The organism is Paucibacter sp. Y2R2-4 (assembly GCF_025717535.1).
GTDB lineage: Bacteria > Pseudomonadota > Gammaproteobacteria > Burkholderiales > Burkholderiaceae_C > Paucibacter_A.
Window position 1 is genome coordinate 269,535 of the sequence record NZ_JAJIRO010000003.1, and the last position, 16,716, is coordinate 286,250.

At 63.1% G+C, this 16,716-nt stretch carries 13 protein-coding genes; 6 read left to right on the forward strand and 7 right to left on the reverse strand.

Annotated elements, in window-relative coordinates:
- Window positions 1–81: 81 nt before the first annotated feature.
- The 7 genes from LNV06_RS12435 to LNV06_RS12465 all read right to left on the reverse strand — a co-directional run bounded on the left by LNV06_RS12435 (window position 82) and on the right by LNV06_RS12465 (window position 10,261).
- Window positions 82–1,023: a hypothetical protein gene (locus LNV06_RS12435; RefSeq protein WP_263538608.1), complete on the reverse strand. Its 942-nt coding sequence runs from the start codon at window positions 1,021–1,023 to the stop codon at window positions 82–84.
- Window positions 1,020–2,426 carry a TAXI family TRAP transporter solute-binding subunit gene (locus LNV06_RS12440; RefSeq protein ID WP_263538609.1) on the reverse strand — a complete coding sequence of 469 codons (1,407 nt, stop codon included), beginning with the start codon at window positions 2,424–2,426 and terminating at the stop codon, window positions 1,020–1,022. The genes LNV06_RS12435 and LNV06_RS12440 overlap by 4 nt, the downstream gene beginning before the upstream one ends.
- 11 nt (window positions 2,427–2,437) lie before the next feature.
- On the reverse strand, window positions 2,438–4,066 hold the full coding sequence (locus LNV06_RS12445; RefSeq protein ID WP_263538610.1) for a carboxylesterase/lipase family protein: 1,629 nt from the start codon (window positions 4,064–4,066) through the stop codon (window positions 2,438–2,440).
- Window positions 4,067–4,182: 116 nt separating this feature from the next.
- Entirely contained in the window at window positions 4,183–4,845 is a 663-nt protein-coding gene (locus LNV06_RS12450) for a hypothetical protein (RefSeq protein WP_263538611.1), read from the reverse strand.
- A gap of 400 nt (window positions 4,846–5,245) precedes the next feature.
- Window positions 5,246–7,315 (reverse strand): S8 family serine peptidase, encoded by a 2,070-nt coding sequence (locus LNV06_RS12455; protein ID WP_263538612.1) that lies wholly within the window; start codon window positions 7,313–7,315, stop codon window positions 5,246–5,248.
- Entirely contained in the window at window positions 7,315–8,481 is a 1,167-nt protein-coding gene (locus tag LNV06_RS12460) for a phosphatase PAP2 family protein (RefSeq protein ID WP_263538613.1), read from the reverse strand. Before LNV06_RS12460 ends, LNV06_RS12455 begins: the two co-directional genes overlap by 1 nt.
- Before the next feature lie 28 nt (window positions 8,482–8,509).
- Window positions 8,510–10,261 (reverse strand): hypothetical protein, encoded by a 1,752-nt coding sequence (locus tag LNV06_RS12465; protein ID WP_263538614.1) that lies wholly within the window; start codon window positions 10,259–10,261, stop codon window positions 8,510–8,512.
- A gap of 238 nt (window positions 10,262–10,499) precedes the next feature.
- On the opposite strand from LNV06_RS12465, the gene panB reads away from it, so the two are divergent.
- The 6 genes from panB to LNV06_RS12495 all read left to right on the forward strand — a co-directional run bounded on the left by panB (window position 10,500) and on the right by LNV06_RS12495 (window position 16,624).
- Entirely contained in the window at window positions 10,500–11,306 is an 807-nt protein-coding gene (gene panB / locus LNV06_RS12470) for a 3-methyl-2-oxobutanoate hydroxymethyltransferase (protein WP_263538615.1), read from the forward strand.
- A 30-nt stretch (window positions 11,307–11,336) separates the two neighbouring features.
- Window positions 11,337–12,170 carry a pantoate--beta-alanine ligase gene (gene panC / locus LNV06_RS12475; protein WP_263538616.1) on the forward strand — a complete coding sequence of 278 codons (834 nt, stop codon included), beginning with the start codon at window positions 11,337–11,339 and terminating at the stop codon, window positions 12,168–12,170.
- Between the two features lie 163 nt (window positions 12,171–12,333).
- On the forward strand, window positions 12,334–12,987 hold the full coding sequence (locus LNV06_RS12480) for a peptidylprolyl isomerase (protein WP_318013487.1): 654 nt from the start codon (window positions 12,334–12,336) through the stop codon (window positions 12,985–12,987).
- 84 nt (window positions 12,988–13,071) lie between these two features.
- The gene (locus tag LNV06_RS12485) at window positions 13,072–13,749 is read left to right on the forward strand and encodes a peptidylprolyl isomerase (protein WP_263538617.1); all 678 of its coding nucleotides are present in this window, start codon (window positions 13,072–13,074) and stop codon (window positions 13,747–13,749) included.
- Window positions 13,750–13,839: 90 nt separating this feature from the next.
- Window positions 13,840–15,213, forward strand: coding sequence for a prephenate-dependent tRNA uridine(34) hydroxylase TrhP (gene trhP, locus LNV06_RS12490; RefSeq protein WP_263538618.1), 1,374 nt, complete (start codon window positions 13,840–13,842; stop codon window positions 15,211–15,213).
- Between the two features lie 67 nt (window positions 15,214–15,280).
- Complete coding sequence (locus LNV06_RS12495; protein WP_263538619.1) at window positions 15,281–16,624, forward strand: cytochrome-c peroxidase; 1,344 nt, start codon at window positions 15,281–15,283, stop codon at window positions 16,622–16,624.
- The last annotated feature ends 92 nt before the right edge of the window (window positions 16,625–16,716 follow it).

Genomic DNA, 16,716 nt, shown 5'->3' on the forward strand with positions numbered 1-16,716 from the left:
ACTTGCACGCGCACGCCGGTGGCCAAGGTCGCTAGCAAAGACATGCCTCGAACCATGGAGCAGGAATGGATGCGGCGCTTTTCAGTCTTCGGTCAGTGATTCAATGACCGTGGTTTTGCGGCGATTGCGGCCTTTGAACAGGTAAAGGTCTCGGCCTGCGTCGCTTTGGGCAGGCAAGTCGGCCGAGTCCAGTTGCAACTCGTCGCCGAAGACGCCGCAGATGTCCACCCGCGCGCCCCGGTGCAAGACCACCCGCGAGGGGCCCTCGTCTACCTCCAGGTCGAACACGTCGCGGTCCGCATCCACGCCGTCTCTTTCTCCCCGGCGCGTCATGCGAACACGCAAGGCTTCGGTGATGTCGATACGGCTGCTGCTGATGTTCAAGGCGTCTTCGGCCGGGTTGCGAATCACGAGTTTGCGCAGTTGAATTTCGGAGTTATGCAGATCCAGGGCGTCGTCTCCAGCCCCGAGGATATGTAGCGCCTCGATGTGCCATTCCGTCAGGCCCACGCCCATCAGTGACACGGCATCCAGGTCATCGAGCCTCTTGCGCGTGTCGTGATGGAACTGCCGGGTGCTGGGGCGAGCGTCCATGCGGCCCAGATAGCGTGCACTGAGCGCTCGGGCGTGGAAAGATGAAGGCACTGAGCCTGGCTTCGTCAGCAGTCGCATGCCGTCTTTGCTGGCGCCGAGGTGCGTACCGAAGAACCAAACGCCACCATTGTCTGGGTGGGTTTCAGCACGTCCGTCCCTTCCGCAGCCGAACAAGGTCCATCGACGGGACATCAGCTGCGAGCCGGCATCAAATACCAGGGCGGCGCGTTCCAGCCTGCGCCCGGGAACCCTTCCATTGAGGATACCCAAACGCGCGCCGTCCTCCACGTCCAGGGTGACGCCTGCTTTGACATGGACCTGGCCGCTGATGATGTAGAGCCTGTCCTTGCATAAGCGGCGGTCCTTGTGGATGTCGCTGCGAATGTAGATCGGCCGTTGGTCGCTATTCCCTGCGAGTGCGGAGCTCACGTGGCAGGTTCCAGCTTGGGCAGGACGGCCGCTTGGCGCTGGAGGGCGAGGTTGCGGATCTCCTGGATCATGCGACGCAGGCCAAAGTAGCGGTGAATGAGGTCGTCCTCCACCCAGGTTTCGAGCACCTGCGCGAGCATCTCGTCGAGTTGCTCAATGATGACTTGGGCATCTGCCGGCGTTTCGATCTTGTCCAACTCATGCTCCAGGTCGCGCAGGTCCTGCCAGTAGTCATACAGCAGCTTGTTGGACGGGTACTGCCGCAGCGACAGTATTTGCAGGAACAAGGGCCAACCCACCACCAGAACGGCCAGCACGATGCCCCAGGTGCTGTCAAAAAGGGTGGCCCAGGTATTCGGCAGGTACTTGAATACGGTGGGCAGCCCGCCGTCAAAGTAGCGCGCGCCAACCGGGCTGAGCGCGACGTTGCGGTCAACGTATTCCGGGAAATGGTTCGGCTTGGAGAAGAACTCGGTGCGATCCTGGCTAATGCTCTCAGCGGCCCGCAGGAACAGCCATTGCAAGGCCGGATGGGTATCGGCCTCCACAACCAGCGTGACCGTGGATGCAAGCAAGCTCAAGTCCTTGGGTGGGAAGACATCCTTCAGGTCAATGGCGCCTCGGGGGATGGTGACCATCTCGAGTGCAGGCATTTTCTTCAGGTAGGCGGGTGCGAGTGCGAATTCGACAATTTGGCGGTCCTGCACCCGGAGCAGGCGCTGCACATTGGGAGAGTCAATGCCGTCCACGATGAGGACCGCATCAAGTTCGCCTTTCTCAAAGCGTGTTGCAGCCTCCTCATGGCTGATCTCATAGGTCTGGGGCCCGGGTGTGAGTGTTTGCCCGTGCAGCGCCAGCATGCGGTTCAGGAACATACGGGTGTTGGTGCCATCCATGCCCACCGCCATGCGGCGCTTGAGCAGATCTCCCAGGGGGTTCGCGGCATCAGGTGCCTTGCCCCGGTAGACCAGCCACACGGGGGAGTACTTCAAGCTCCCCAGGGAAACCATCTTGGGGTATTGACCCAGCTCCGCAGCCCCTGCGGTCAGGAAACTGGCATTGACCCGCGAATCGTCATCGTTCAGGTCCTTCAGTCCCTGGCTCAAGCCGGCTGTCTCGATAAGCTCTAACTCGACACCATGCAGCTTGAAATAGGCCGCAAACTTCTCCGCCAGCAGGTGGTAGGACGATCCAGGCTGTCCGGTTGCCAAATAGGCTTTGGCGGGCGGTAGCGGGTCCACATGGATCACGATAGCCACCAGCAGCGCCAAGCCCACGGGGATGTAGATGCCAAAGTATTGGACGATGCGCCACCAGCCCTGCAACTCGCGGCGGAAGTCCTGCCTGAAGTAGTCCAGAAAGTCGGGCCAGAGCTTGTCGGTGTTTCGGCGGTGTACAGCCATGGTCTTTTGCCTCAGGGCAGCTGAAAGTGTCGCTGCCAGAAGGCGCTGCATTGGTGCTGTTTGTCCGCGTCATAAGCGCCAGAGGCGCCAGGGACCAGCAGCATCACGCTGGAGGGGCCAGCGTAGGCAGGCCATGCCGGCAGGCCGGCCCGGTTAGGGTTGCCTGTACGCACGAACTGCGCCCATTGCGCCACCATTTGGTCGGCCAGTTTCGCGGACTGCGGCGACAGCTCAGGCGCATCGATTTTTTGTGTATTCGACAGCTTGGGGAACAAGTAGTTGAGTTCGGTCGAATGCACCGAGCCCATCACAAAGTCAGGGTAGGGCTGTGAGATGCCCACGCCCAGCACCGGTGCGCTTTCGTCGGCGAATTCAAACTGGTAGAGGGGAAGCTTCTTGCCACTTGCTGCGAAATAGCGCCGCAGTGCATCGGCCGTGTGCAGGTACAGGCAGTTGTTGATGCCGATGCCCGGGGTGTAGTCGGAGAGCAGTCGCGCCAGGGTTTGCGCTAGCTCACCCTCCTGGGTCCAACCTCGGCTGGGGGTGTACTGCTTCTGGATGGTTTCCACCTTTTCAGCACCGTAAAAGTGCTTCAACCAGGCGGGAAAGTGGGCCGCGTCGAGTGCCATGCCCTTGCCAGCCTTTGCCGCCTGCCAGAAATAGCCCACATACAAACCTACCTCGTGCCGAGTGCCGCCCAGCATCAAAGGAATTTGCAGAAACTGCTGTTGCTCGATGGCTTGTCGCACGCTCCGGGGCAGGGTGGCGTTAGGTTGTTCGGGCGTTCCGGTCACGGGCGCAAAAGGGATGAAGTCTTCCGGGTGCTGCTGGGCGTATTCGCCTTGCTTTTCCAGAATAGCTTCCACAGGCTGCGCGCGAAGGCATTGGGCGATTTCGCTGTCCGAGCCTTTGCAGCCCAGTGCTGCCGCCAAGCTCTGTCCCACGACCTGGGCTTCTGTCACGGTTTTCATCGGCTGAAGGCAGCCGGCACTTTGCACGATGGCCTGCTGGAACAGGCCCTTGACCTTGTCGCCGCTGGCCAGGTGCATGCATACCGAGCCTGCACCGGCCGACTCGCCGGCTATCGTGACTTTGCGGGGGTCGCCGCCAAAGGCCGCGATATTGCGCTGCACCCAGGCCATGGCCATGCGCTGGTCTTCCAGACCGTAATTGCCGTTGTGGTGCGCCCCGTCTTCCAGCGCCGCGTGGGGCATGAAGCTAAAGGCACCGAGACGGTAGTTCACCGACACGACCACCACATTGCCCTGCGCAGCCAACTTGTCCAGGCGGTACAGATTGGAAGAGCCGCCCACAAATGCACCGCCGTGAATCCAGAAGAGAACCGGTAACTTCTGGCCCGGTTTGATTTGTCGCGGCACGCTGACGTTGAGGCTCAGGCAATCCTCCTGCGTGCTGCCTTCTGTCAGATTGAAGCGCGCTTGTTGCGGACAGGCCGGGCCGAAAGCGGCGCCATCGCGCACGCCGGTCCACGCCGCCGGAGCCTGGGGCAAGGCCCAGCGCAGCGTTCCGACCGGTGGGGCTGCATACGGGATGCCTCGGTATTCAAAAGCGCCATGGCGCTCGGCGCCACGGACTGCACCTGTTTCCGTGTTGACGACCGACCCATTCGCATGGGCCAAGCCCGATGCCAAGAATGCGACAGCGATGGCACCCTGTGCGATGTGTTTTGGTTTGGTGCGTGCAAGCTTTGAGTGTTGGAGCGCATTGAAGCGGCCACAATTTCCGAGTGCAAGCATCACTTCACATCCTCCAAAACAATCGCGTGACCGAGGGTCCCGCCTGACACCGAATAACACTCCAATCGCCCACGCGCCTGACGCAGCTGGCCATTGCTCGCGGTGTAGGTAAATACGGGTGAGGTCGTGTTGCACACTTCCGGAATCTGGGCGGAAATACTGCTGCGATCCGCAGAACCCCAGGCCCAACCTTGCCAATCCTGCTTCACAAGCAAACTGCAGGGTGCGCGCGAAAGGGTGAGAACAGAAAAGCAGTTGAAAACGGTATCAAACGAGATGGAGGTAGACGGTGCAGCGCCACGCGTTCTATCGGTGATGAAATCAAGTCGGAATGGCGCATGGCTTTTCGCCTTTGGCCAAAAATACGCGTGCCTGTGATCTCCATTGGAGAACAGCAGAATGTCTTGAAAGCCTTTGGGGGGACTTGAGTCCGGTCTGCCGATCTGATCACCGGTCAACCACTCACGCGAATCCACATCCGCAACCTTCACCAGAACCAGCGCGTCAAGCTCATTCCGAATGCCGAATGGCAAATTGGGTCCGAAGCTCCCAACGATTTGCTCTTCATCCTGGACCGCATCACCGGCCCCACCACAAGCCGCCAAAATCGAGATCGTCACCCCAACAGCAGTGACAGCAGCGAGCATCTTCAAACGCTTCATATCCCAGACCTTTCAAGAGATCCATGGCCATGGTTCCACGCCCAAACTCTCAACGGATAGGAGACTCAACCGCCTCAAAGCAAGTATGTCGCACCAAGAACGGTTGACTGATCCAGATTTCCCTTTGGCAAGATTCGCTGTGCATGGCTGAGACGCCGGGCGTGCCGCCAGTATCAACGCTTGACGCTCGTTTGGGCCAATTTTTGATGTGGGCGGCCATTCACTGCACACTCAATCTCAATGTCTCCCACAGCGAAGACTTTGGCCGACTCTCCGACCCGTTGACAGTCACCAAGAAAGACGCTGCTTGAACGGGTCATCAGAAAGGACCTAAGCCGCCTCACGGACATCCCAGAGCGGCGGGCCGCGCGCCGGCGCTCAAAGTGAAGAAACGCGAGGCCTAGGCTTGTGTGCTTCCGCGAAAAGGGCTGGGGCGTAGCGCCGTGGCAACAACGCTGCGCTTCTGCTGGCTCTTCGCAGCGCTGCTGTGGCCGTCCTCGCCAGCATTCAAATAGTCCAACCAATCCTCCGGGGCTGGAGGTAGACCGCCGCAAGCCAGACGATTGGCCCAGTGCCGTGCGGCGACGGGTGCGGCCACACTGGTGCCGCCCATGCGGGACTCGGTGCCTGAGAGAACGCCGGCCGCAATCAGGCCATAGGCCATGGGCCCTTCGTCGGCCACGGCACGTACCAGTCGATGGGGGTCGTCTGACGCTTTGAGCCTGGCGGTGTAGAGCGAGTCGCGGTCGTCTTCGGTGTGGGCTGCGCCCACCATCAAGGGCAGCTTGCCGGTGGCCAGGCCATTGAGGCTGCCGGCCATTCCCAGGTGCAGGCCTTGCGCCTCCACCAACACCGACTGCACCGGCGCGGGGTCGGTCCAGCGCGGCAAGTCCCCTTGGATGCGGGCCTCGATGTTCAAGGGCTGGGTGCCGGCATTGCGCATCTCGATCAGCCAGCGGCCCGCGGGCACACCGCCACGCTCGCCGCGAACCGGCGCGAAAGACAGCTGGGCGCGACCATGCCGGCCGTCCAAGACTTGCAGATGAAAGCGCCCGAGCAGGCGCTTGCCCTGGCGCAGCTCCAGCTGCTGGCCCATCTGGAGCCAGGGCGAGCGAATCGGCTCCAAGACGCGCAGCTGCAAGTCGGCCTGCGTTTGGGCCTGCTTTTTGCCGGCGCTTGGCTGGCTTGAGCACCAAAGTTCCAAGAAGCTGTCGGTCGGGTCGCCCGGTTGCAAGCGCCAGGTGAGGCGAGCGCTGCGGCTTGGCGCCAGCGCACCGGCGGCATTGGTGCCGCTGGTGGGGTCGTTCAAGAGGTCGCCACCATTGTTGCCGGCAGCGAATACGACCAAGAGGCGCGGCCGCCTGCGCATCAAGTCGTCAATCGCTTGCTCAAGGGCCGAGCTGCCATCGTGCGGGCCGGCCAGGGCGCCCAGGCTGATGTTGACCACGACCGCGGCTTGCGGTGCCAAGGCCTCGGCCTCGCTGAGGATGTGGTGCAGCGCATCCAGAATCTGCGCGACGCAGGCGGCGCCAGTGGTCTGACCCACCAGGCTTTCGGGCACCGAAACCACGACCAGCGGGGCGCGGGCGGCGGCATCGAGCTCGTCCGGCTTGGCGTTGGCAGGGTTGCGGCGCGTGGCGGGCAGGCCGGCCAAGGTGTCGAGCACATGGGTGGCGTGGTCGGGCTGATTGCTGGCCGCCGCGCGCAGCAGCGCAGGCATGTCCAGCTGCTGATAGAGCTTGGCTTCCAGGCCAGGGTCTCGTTTGCAGCGCTTTTGCAGGGCTTGCAATGCCGCCTGGCTGAGCTCTCGGCCATAACCAGCAGGTGCCACGCACCAGGGGGTGCCGCTCGTGCGGGGCGGCAGCGACTCTTGATCCCAGTAGGACAAGATGCGACATGCCCCCTTGCGGCCGGGCGCGCGAAACACCTGATTCAAAAAGGCGCCGCCCCGATCGATGGTGCCCAAGATCAGGGGGATGGGCTGGCCTGGCGTGCCGCTGCTTGCATGACTCGGGCTCGGCGGGCGAGCTTGAGCAAAGTTGACCGGCAATGGTTGAGAGAGCTCGCAGTGAGGCAGCGCCTGACGCACCCGTTCCACGCTGCTGCGGCGCGCCCAGAGTGTGAGCCACTCGGTATCGGGGGGCGCTGCGGGATTGAGTCGTAGATTGCCCTGCTCGCGCCTCAGCAGAGCATCCAGGGCCTTGCCTGTTGGCGCGATCAGGGGCACCCAGGAGGCGTCCTCGGGCGTGGATGCGTCGGGTGTGTCGGCCGCCAAAAGCTTGGGAAAGCCCTGCCATTCGGTGGCCAGCGCCCAGTCGAGATAGGGGTCGCCGGGCGTGCAAGCGCCGCGCTTCTTCCAAGCCAAGGGTGCGAGTTTGGGGTCAGGTCTTGCCTGGGCGGCGGGGTTGCTGGCGCTGGTTTCGGGCTTGCCAGGCCCCGCGGCGCTCGGTGGCAATGCGGTGAAGCTCATCAGGCACCGGTGCTGCTGTTGAGGCTGCTACTGATGGACCATTCTTTGCACACCAGGTCCCAGAGCCTGGCGTGATCGCTCAGCACGGGCAGCGGGGGCGCACCGTTCGCCGCCGCGGTTTCTTGGCATTCGGGGCTGAGCCAGGGGGCCAAGGCCTCGTCGGGCTGGGCCGAGGCGGGGACTTCAAACGCACCGCCGCCAAACTGCAGCAGCTTTGGCGGCCCCGCGACCTCGCCGACGCTGGCCAGCAAAAAGCGCGCGACGCCTTCGCCCAGCAAGCGGCCGGCCAAGCTGTCGACCGGATAGTGAACGCCGGCCACCACACGGTTCTCGGCAATGCGCAGCGCCATCCGAACCAGCATTTGGGCATTCAGCTTGGGCATTTGGGCGCGCTGCATCAGGTGGATTAACAGGGCCGCCACCAAATGCGACTCACCGGCGTGGCCGCTGGGCAAGCTGCCATGGGTGGGCACTTCAATCATTGGCAGCAAGCTGGGCCGGATCTGATGCGGGCGCGGACAGGCCAAGATCTGCTTGAAGCGCATTTGCACCGCCATTTGCAGGGCCAAAGCCGATTCGATCAACTCCAAGGTGCGCGGCATGCGATGCCAGGGCAGTTGGGCTGCACTGAGCAGAAAGCTCAAGGCGTCGTTGGCCTGGGCATGGATTTCTTGAATGCGCACCTCGCGCAAGGGCAAGAGATCATCGACCAAGCGCGCTTGTGCAATGAAGTAGGGCAGCGGCGGCCGGCTGATGCTGACCAGGGGCCGCCAAGCCAGGCCTTGCGTGCCTTCGCCCAGTTGTTCAAGAAGCACCGTTTCTTTGTCGCCACTGCCGCTGATGTCTGGCCGCACCCGCAAGCCACTCAGCGCCTCCATCAGCAGCGACTGTGCCCGAGGCGCGGCGCCGTAGTGCAGCCATGGTGCGGCATCAAAACCGGGGCAGGGCGCAGGCGGGTCTGGATCGACCAGGCCTTGGGTCAGATAGCCCTGGGTGCGAACCAGGCAGGCGCTGCCCAGATCGTTGTCGCCGGCAGTGGAATAGCTTCTGGGGCCGACACCCCCAAAGGGACCGACCCCGCCACGGGGGCCAACTCCGCCATACGGGCCGACCCCGCCCTTTGGACCGACGCCGCCCAAAAGATCGAAGATGCTCAAGGTGTTCATGTTTTGTTTCCCCTGAATGGACAAGGTTTCAAAGCAGCGGCATACCCGCTTGGGCCAAGGCTTGGGCAAAGTCTTCTGCGTGCGGGGCTTCTCGGCCCCAGTAGCGCGATCGGAACGATCCAACAGTCGTTTCGGGCCACAACTGGCGCAGGCTTTGCATCGAGGCCTCGGCTTGGGCTTGCTGACCTAAACGAACCTGAGCCACCGCCAGGTAAAGCAGGGTGGGGGCGTGGCTGGCGCACAGCCGAAAGGACTGCTGAGCATGCAAAAGGGCTGCGTCGTATTGCCTGTGAGCCAGCAGCGCATGGGCCAAGGCCGCTTCCAAGAAATACTGCCAGGGGTCCAGAGGCGATAAGGCCAAGCCCAAGCGAGCGGATTCGCAGGCCTCGCGGGTCTGGTTGGAATAGGTTTGAGCCAAGGCTTGAAACGACCAGGCCAGCGCGCAGCTCGGGTTGCTGTGCAAAGCTTGTTGGTGGTGCTGCAGGGCAAGTTCAAGACTGGCGCCGCGCATCGCCAAGGAGTGCCCAAGCAGGGTATGCGCCAATGCATGGGTGTCATCCAGTGCCAAGGCCGCTTCTGCGAAGCTGGCAACTTGTAACGCAGCTTGGTCGATCGGCTCTAGGCCTTGTGCGCCGCGCAACAGGTGCCAAAACGCCAACCATGCCAAGGGCTCCGCCGCTTGTGGCTGCTGTCGGCTGAGCTGGCTGAGCATCTGTCCTGATTGATCGAGGCAACCGGGCGAAAGTTTGTGCATCAGCTGGGTGGCTGCGCTGAAGATTTGGTAGTTCTCCAAGGAGTCCCAGACCAGCGTTTTGCTGACTGACAAGCTGGCGTGCAGCAGCAGTCGATGAACGTCGGCACAGGCTTCTTGCAAGGCAAAGGCCTCGCCATAGAGCAGATCTTCGAGCTTGCATTCCAGCCGGTCTTGCCACAGCGGCGGACCACTGTGGCCGGCTTGTTTGTCGTGCAAAGACAGCTGCAAAAACAGCTGATCACCCACGCCCACGCTGCCTCGGCACTGCAGCACATGGTGGGCTTGCAGATGCTCAAACGCATCGGCCAAGGCCTGGCGCGAATGCCGCAAGCCCCGGCTGGAGCGGGCCGACACCACCTGCAGCTGCGACGAGCGCGAGAGCGCGACGATCAAGCTGTCAGCCACCAAATCGGCCATGGCGAGCAGGCGTGCGGTGTTGCCGCCCAGATCAGGGGGTAGCACGGCGAGGATGGCGCCGAAGTCGGAATCCCGAGGCTGGATGTTTGCGGGCATGTCGTGCTCGATGCTGAAGACATGGATCTCGCTGCCGGAGCCGTCCTGACGAGCGCCCCGATCATGCAGGCCCAGACGCCAGGGTTGATCCAGCTGGTCAATCGCTTGAGTGCTCAAGCAAAGGCCTCCCAGCTCGGCGCTGGCGGCCAGGCGCCGCGCCATCGCGATCTCGGCGGGCTGGGGCTTGCTTGCATCGGCCAGTGCATGGATGCCGCAGCGAAAGCGCAGTTTGCGCTGCGATTGGCCGGCATGGTGTTGCTGTTGCAAGTGCAGCGCGGCTTCGACCAGGGCCTGGGTGTCGTGGCTGGTGACGGCCAAGCCCACTTCGTCCAGTGGCAAGCTCAACTCGCGCGGAGGTTTCGGCAGCGTTGTGAACAAGGCCTCGCTGACTTGCTTGCAACTGGCCTGCGCATGCAGCGGACTGAGCAAATGCCGCGCGTCAAAAACAAGGTCGAGGACGGCGGCCTTTGCAGTCTCCTGGTCACTCGACCCATCGCGATCCAATTCGGCCATGCTGCTCCTTATCACCGGGACGGGCTGATGCGGCTTGCTGGCGCATTATGTGCACAGGGGCTGGATCGTGACAAATTGCACGCTTTGCCGCCAAGGCGGCCGGGTCTGGCGGCCCTGGGCCTAGTCTGTCCGCCCTAGACCCGGCCTAGAGCAAACCCTGGGGCACCCGGCTACACTGCGGCCGAAAAGCGAGCGAGCGGCCTGCTCGCGCACTAGACCCGACGACCGAGGTGAAGCCATGACTGAACGTAAACCGATGAGCCTGCAGCGCCTGTTGGACATGCATGCCAGCGGCGACAAGATCGCCATGCTCACTTGCTATGACGCTGCTTTTGCCAGCGTGCTCGACGAGGCCGGCGTGGATGTGATGCTGGTCGGCGATTCGCTCGGCAATGTCTTGCAGGGCCAGAGCAGCACCGTGCCGGTGACGCTGGAAGAGATGGTTTATCACACCCGCTGTGTGGCGCGCGGCCGCAAGAGTGCTTGGATCATTGGTGACTTGCCCTTTGACAGCTACCAGAGCTCGACGGCCGAGGCCTGGAAGAGTGCCGCCGCCCTGGTCAAGGCCGGCGCCCATATGGTCAAGCTCGAAGGCGGCGGCTGGACCGCGCCGGTGGTTCGTTATCTGGTCGAGCGCGGTATTCCGGTCTGTGCCCATTTGGGCCTGACGCCGCAAACCGTCACCATGCTGGGCGGCTACAAGGTGCAGGGGCGTGAAGACGCCGCTGCTGCTTTGATGAAGCAGCAGGCGCAAGAGTTGGTGGCGGCGGGCGCGCAAATGCTGGTGCTGGAAATGGTGCCTTCAGCCCTGGCCGCCGACTTGACGCAAACCTTGGGCATCCCCGTCATCGGCATCGGTGCGGGCGTGGGCTGCTCGGGTCAGGTGCTGGTGCTGCACGATATGTTGGATGTGACGCCGGGCCGCCGCCCGCGCTTCGTCAAGAACTTCATGCAAAGCGCCTCCTCGGTGCAAGATGCGGTGCGCCGCTATGTCGGCGAGGTGAAGGCACAGACCTTCCCTCAAAACGAACTCCACGGCTACTGAGCGCCGCTGCTTTGATCTGAACAACGCCCTATGCAAGTCATCCACACCATTTCTGAATTGCGCCAGGCCTTGGCGGGCATAAGCCAGCGCGCTTTTGTGCCCACCATGGGTAGCTTGCATGACGGCCATCTGGCCTTGGTGCGCCAAGGGCGAGCGGCCGTGGGCGAGGGCGGTGCGGTCATCGCCAGCATCTTTGTCAACCGCCTCCAGTTCGCGCCGCACGAGGACTTTGACCGTTACCCCCGCACCCTGGAGCGCGATGCCGGCTTGCTGGCCGGTGCCGGTTGCGACTATGTGTTTGCGCCCGCCGAGGGCGAGCTCTACCCCGAGACGCAGGGCTACAAGCTGCACCCGCCTTCGGAACTGTCGGACATCTTGGAGGGCCATTTCCGCCCTGGTTTTTTCATCGGTGTCTGCACCGTGGTGGCCAAGCTTTTCAATATCGTCCAGCCTTCTATCGCCTTGTTCGGCAAGAAGGACTATCAGCAGCTGATGGTGCTGCGCCGCATGGTGGCGCAGATGGCCCTGCCCATCGAGATCATTGCCGGCGAAACCCAGCGTAGCGCCGAAGGCCTGGCCCTGTCTTCTCGCAATGCCTATTTGAGCGAGGCCGAGCGCAGCGAGGCTTTGCGCCTGAGCCAGACCTTGAAGACCTTGATTGCCCGCTGGCAAGCAGGGGAACGCGATCTGGCCAAGATGGAGGCCGAAGCCAATCAACACCTGCGCGCCCATGGCTGGCAGCCCGACTATGTGACGCTGCGGCGCCAGCATGATTTGGGCGTGGCCGTCGAAGGCCAGCCGCTGGTGGCGCTGGCCGCCGCCAAGCTGGGCGCCACCCGCTTGATCGACAATCTCGAGGCTTGAAGCGGCCGCCGCCTGATGGCGGCGGGCGATCTGCATTCAGCCGAGCCCTTGGCCGCCCGCTAGCGGCGGCAGAAGCAGAGATACTCACGGGCGCTTGAAAACATCCTGCCCCCCGCTCTCGCTTTCAGGTCCCGTCATTCAGTTCATATCGATACCCAACACCATGTCCAAGACCTTTATTCGTCCCTTTTTGATTGGCGCTGCTTTGAGCGCTCTGACCTTGTTGAGCGCTTGCGGTGGCGGCGGCTCGGATGCGGGCACGCCGGTTCAGCCAACGCCGGACATCAAGCCCGCCGTTGAGATGACGATCACGCACCGTGTTCGCCTGACCACCAACAAAGGGGTGATCGAAATTGGTTTGGACAATGCGCATGCCCCGATCACCACGGCCAACTTCCTCAAGTACGTCAACGAGGGTTTCTACAACGGCACCATCTTCCACCGTGTGATCAAGGACTTCATGAGCCAAGGCGGCGGCTTCACCCGCACGACGGGCGGTTTGGTTGAGAAGACGCCGACCTCTGCAGCCATCAAGCTGGAGAGCAATGTCGGCTTGCGCAATCTGCGCGGCACGATTGCGATGGCCCGTACCACGGTGGCCGACTCGGCCACAGCCCAGTTCTTCATCAACGCCAAGGACAACGCCTTCCTGAACTACAAGGACGCCAGCGCCTCGGATCCGAATGGCTACGCCGTTTTCGGTAAGGTCTTGACCGGCCAGGACATCGTGGATCAGATCAACACTGTCGCCACTGCGGTGAACGACGTGCCCTTGGTGGACGTGGTCATCATCAAGGCCGAAGAAATCAAGCCGTAACAAGAAGTAAGCATGCGAGCCCGCCGTCATCGGCGGGTGTTCAGAGCGCGTTGAGCCAAGGACTGTGTTTCAGGAGTCCGCTCAATGCGCTCTTTTGTTTTGCGTGCGCTCAGCGCCGCTGCTGTGATTTCTTTGGCCGCTTGCGGAGGTGGCAGTGGTGATGAGGGCTATCGGCCGCCGCCCTTGCCGGCGCCGACGCCCAACCCCAATCCTTACCCTAACACCCTGAGTTGCAGCAACGAAGGCCTGGCCAAGTCGGCCCTGAGCAAGCTGCCCACGGTGTGCATGCTGACCAGCAGCGGCGAAATCGTCTTCGAGTTGTACTCAGACACGGTGCCGAATACCGTCAACAACTTCCTGCGCTATGTGGCGGACGGTGCTTACAAGAACACCTTGTTCCACCGGGTCGACCGCGACTTCATCGTCCAGGGTGGTGGCTACACCAGTGGCATGGTGGAACGCTACCCCAGCTATGCGCCCATACCCTTGGAGGCGCGCGAGTACAACCTGCCCGGCACCATCGCCATGGCGCGCCGCAGCGACCCCAACAGCGCCACCAATCAGTTCTTCATCAATGTGAAGGACAACCCCAGCCTGGACTACCAATCGGCCGACAAGCCCGGCTACGCGGTGTTTGGCCGCGTCATCTCCGGCATGGCCACGGTGGAGGCCATCAATGCGGTGCCGGTCTATGCCTACAGCGATGTGGACCTGCGGCCGCGCCAAGAGGTGCTGATCTACTGGGTGCAGCGCCTGAAGTGAGGGCTTGTTGAGACTTGTTTGACCTGAGGCAAGGCGGGCGAGGTCGGCCCTTTCTAGACTGGCGGGTTGTTTTTCACCGCCCGCCCGACCATGTTGTTGCACAAGTCCCCTGAACTGCTCTTGCCTGCGGGCGATCTCGATCGCATGCGCGCCGCCTTCGACTTTGGCGCCGACGCGGTCTACGCCGGCCAGCCGCGCTACTCCCTGCGCGCGCGCAACAACGATTTCAAGCTTGAGAACCTCAAGACCGGCATCGCCGAGGCGCACGCGCGCGGCAAGAAGTTCCTGGTCGCCAGCAACATCCTGCCGCACAACGGCAAGCTGAAGAACTATCTGGCCGATATGGAGCCGGTGGTGGCGATGAAGCCCGACGCGCTGATCATGGCCGACCCCGGCCTCATCATGATGGTGCGTGAGCGCTGGCCCGAGTTGCCCATTCACCTTTCGGTGCAGGCCAACACGGTCAATTACGCGGGGGTGAAGTTCTGGCAGAAGCAGGGCTTGAAGCGCGTCATCCTCTCGCGTGAGCTGAGCCTGGACGAGGTGGCGCAGATCCGGCAGGAATGCCCGGACATGGAGCTCGAAGTCTTCGTGCACGGTGCCCTGTGCATCGCCTACTCGGGCCGCTGCCTGCTGTCGGGCTACTTCAACCACCGCGACGCCAACCAGGGCACCTGCACCAACGCCTGCCGCTGGGACTACAAATTAGGCGATGCCTTTGAAGACGAAGCCGGCCAGGCCCAGGCGATTCAGTTCGACTTCCACAAGGCGGTGCAGCAGGCCGACCAAGACTTTGTCGCCGCCGCTGGTGGCACGCCGCGCCATCCGCTGGCCGATCGCACTTACCTGATCGAAGAGTCGCAGCGCCCCGGCGAGCTGATGCCCATCCAGGAAGATGAGCATGGCACTTACATCATGAACTCCAAGGACCTGCGCGCGGTCGAGCATGTGCAGCGCCTGGTGGAGATTGGCGTCGATTCCCTGAAGATCGAGGGCCGCACCAAGAGCCGCTACTACGTTTCGCGCGCCGCGCAGGTCTACCGCCGCGCCATCGACGACGCCGTGGCCGGCCGGCCCTTCGACCCGACCCTGCTGGGCGAGCTGGATGGCCTGTCCAACCGAGGCTACACCAGCGGCTTTTATCAGCGCCACCGCAGCCAGGACCTGCAGAATTACCTCGACGGTCACTCCAAGGCCAGGCGCAGCCAGTTCGTCGGCGAAGTGGGCGCGGTGGCGGCCGACGGTTGGGCCGAGATTGAGGTCAAGAACCGCTTTGAAGTCGGCGACCGCCTGGAGATCATCCACCCCAGCGGCAACCGCGAGATCACGCTTCAGGCCCTGCGCGGCCGCGAGGGCGAGTCGGTGCAGGCGGCGGCTGGCAATGGCGTCAAGGTCAGTTTGCAGCTGCCGGCCGAGCTGCAGGGCGCCTTGATCGCGCGCTTGTTGGACGAAGCCGAAGCCTGAATCCAGAAGCGGGCTCCCCCTGTGAGTGGGGTGGGCGCAGCGTAAACCTAAGCGCCATAATCAGCGCATGAGGAGCGCCACACATCGTCTTGAACTTTGCTGGGCCCGGCTGGCTTGGGCAGCGGGAGGCCCTGCCGCCATTGCCCTGATGATGAGCGCTTGCGGCGGCGGTGGGGCGGGTGGTGCGGGGCCTAGCGCTGCCGCCAACGCGGCCTCCAGCCCGCCTCCGCCGACCTCGCCGACTCCGCCGGCTTCGGCCGCCTCCAGCCCCGTGCCGCCCAGCCCGCCGGCCAGCAGCCCTGTCCTCAGCGCCAAGGCTTTGCTGGGGGAGAAGATCTTTCACGACGCTGGCCTCAGCGGCTCGGGGCGCATGTCCTGCGCCAGCTGTCATGACCCCGCCTTCTTCCATGGTCCGCCTAACAGCCTGCCGGTGCAAAAGGGCGGGAGGTTGAACACTGAGTTCGGCTTGCGCGCTGCGCCTTCCTTGCGTTACTTGGAGCGCCTCGGCGCGTTCTCTGGCACAACGAACACCCCCGTTGCAGATTTGCGCGGCGGCTTGATGGCCGATGGTCGCGCCGACAACTTGGCGGCGCAGGCGCTGCTGCCCTGGTTCAACCCGCGTGAGATGGACAACGGCACGCCCGCCGATCTGGCCCGCAAACTGCGGGCGACCAGCTACGCGGCCGAGTTCGCGCGCGTCTTCGTGCCTGCGGCCGGCGCCGATGCGCCCGATGACGCCACCCTGGTGGCACAGGCCAGTCAGGCCCTGCAGAGCTTCCAACTGGAGGATGCACGCTTCCACCCCTATGACGCCAAGTTCGACTGGGTGCAGCAGGGCCGGGCTCAGTTCACTGCGCCCGAGGCTCGCGGTCTGGCCGTCTTCAATGACCCCAAGCGCGGCAACTGCGCGGCCTGCCATCCCTCAACGAGTGCCGACGGCCGCCCGCCAGTCTTCACCACCTTTGGCTATGCCGCCTTGGGTGTGCCGCGCAACACCAAGATCCCAGCCAATGCGGATGCTGCCGCCTTTGATCTGGGCCTGTGTCAGTCGCCGCGCCCTGAGCTCAAGGATAGGCAGGACAGTTGCGGATTCTTCCGCATCCCGACCTTGCGCAATACCGTGCAAAGGCCGGTGTTCTTCCATAACGGCCAGTTCAGCAACCTGGAAACGGTTTTGCTCTTCTATCAGCTCCGCGATGCGGACTCGGCTTTTTTCTACCCCAGTGTGGCCAACCGGGTGCAGCTCTATGACGACCTGCCGGCAGCCCTGCGCGGCAATGTCAATCGTGACGCACCCTTCAGCGCGCGGCCTTTGACGAACGAAGCCGAGCAGGCCGATCTGCTGTGCTTTTTGCGCACGCTCACCGATGGCTACAGCGCGGGTTCGCCCACGAGCGCAGGCTGTTCTTGAGCTGACTTTGGCTCAGGCTTGCCGCCCGCGTGCTGCGAGGACGCAGCACTCCTTCGCAGGCAGCAGCAAGGCGCCAGCCTTGCCGCTGTCCG

Bases quoted from the DNA above. Each gene is read 5' to 3' on its own strand.
- LNV06_RS12440 (WP_263538609.1), bottom strand. From the start codon at position 2,426: ATGGCTGTACACCGCCGAAACACCGACAAGCTCTGGCCCGACTTTCTG.
- LNV06_RS12450 (WP_263538611.1), bottom strand. From the start codon at position 4,845: ATGAAGCGTTTGAAGATGCTCGCTGCTGTCACTGCTGTTGGGGTGACG.
- LNV06_RS12455 (WP_263538612.1), bottom strand. From the start codon at position 7,315: ATGAGCTTCACCGCATTGCCACCGAGCGCCGCGGGGCCTGGCAAGCCC.
- LNV06_RS12460 (WP_263538613.1), bottom strand. From the start codon at position 8,481: ATGAACACCTTGAGCATCTTCGATCTTTTGGGCGGCGTCGGTCCAAAG.
- LNV06_RS12465 (WP_263538614.1), bottom strand. From the start codon at position 10,261: ATGGCCGAATTGGATCGCGATGGGTCGAGTGACCAGGAGACTGCAAAG.
- panB (WP_263538615.1), top strand. From the start codon at position 10,500: ATGACTGAACGTAAACCGATGAGCCTGCAGCGCCTGTTGGACATGCAT.
- panC (WP_263538616.1), top strand. From the start codon at position 11,337: ATGCAAGTCATCCACACCATTTCTGAATTGCGCCAGGCCTTGGCGGGC.
- LNV06_RS12480 (WP_318013487.1), top strand. From the start codon at position 12,334: ATGTCCAAGACCTTTATTCGTCCCTTTTTGATTGGCGCTGCTTTGAGC.
- LNV06_RS12485 (WP_263538617.1), top strand. From the start codon at position 13,072: ATGCGCTCTTTTGTTTTGCGTGCGCTCAGCGCCGCTGCTGTGATTTCT.
- trhP (WP_263538618.1), top strand. From the start codon at position 13,840: ATGTTGTTGCACAAGTCCCCTGAACTGCTCTTGCCTGCGGGCGATCTC.
- LNV06_RS12495 (WP_263538619.1), top strand. From the start codon at position 15,281: ATGAGGAGCGCCACACATCGTCTTGAACTTTGCTGGGCCCGGCTGGCT.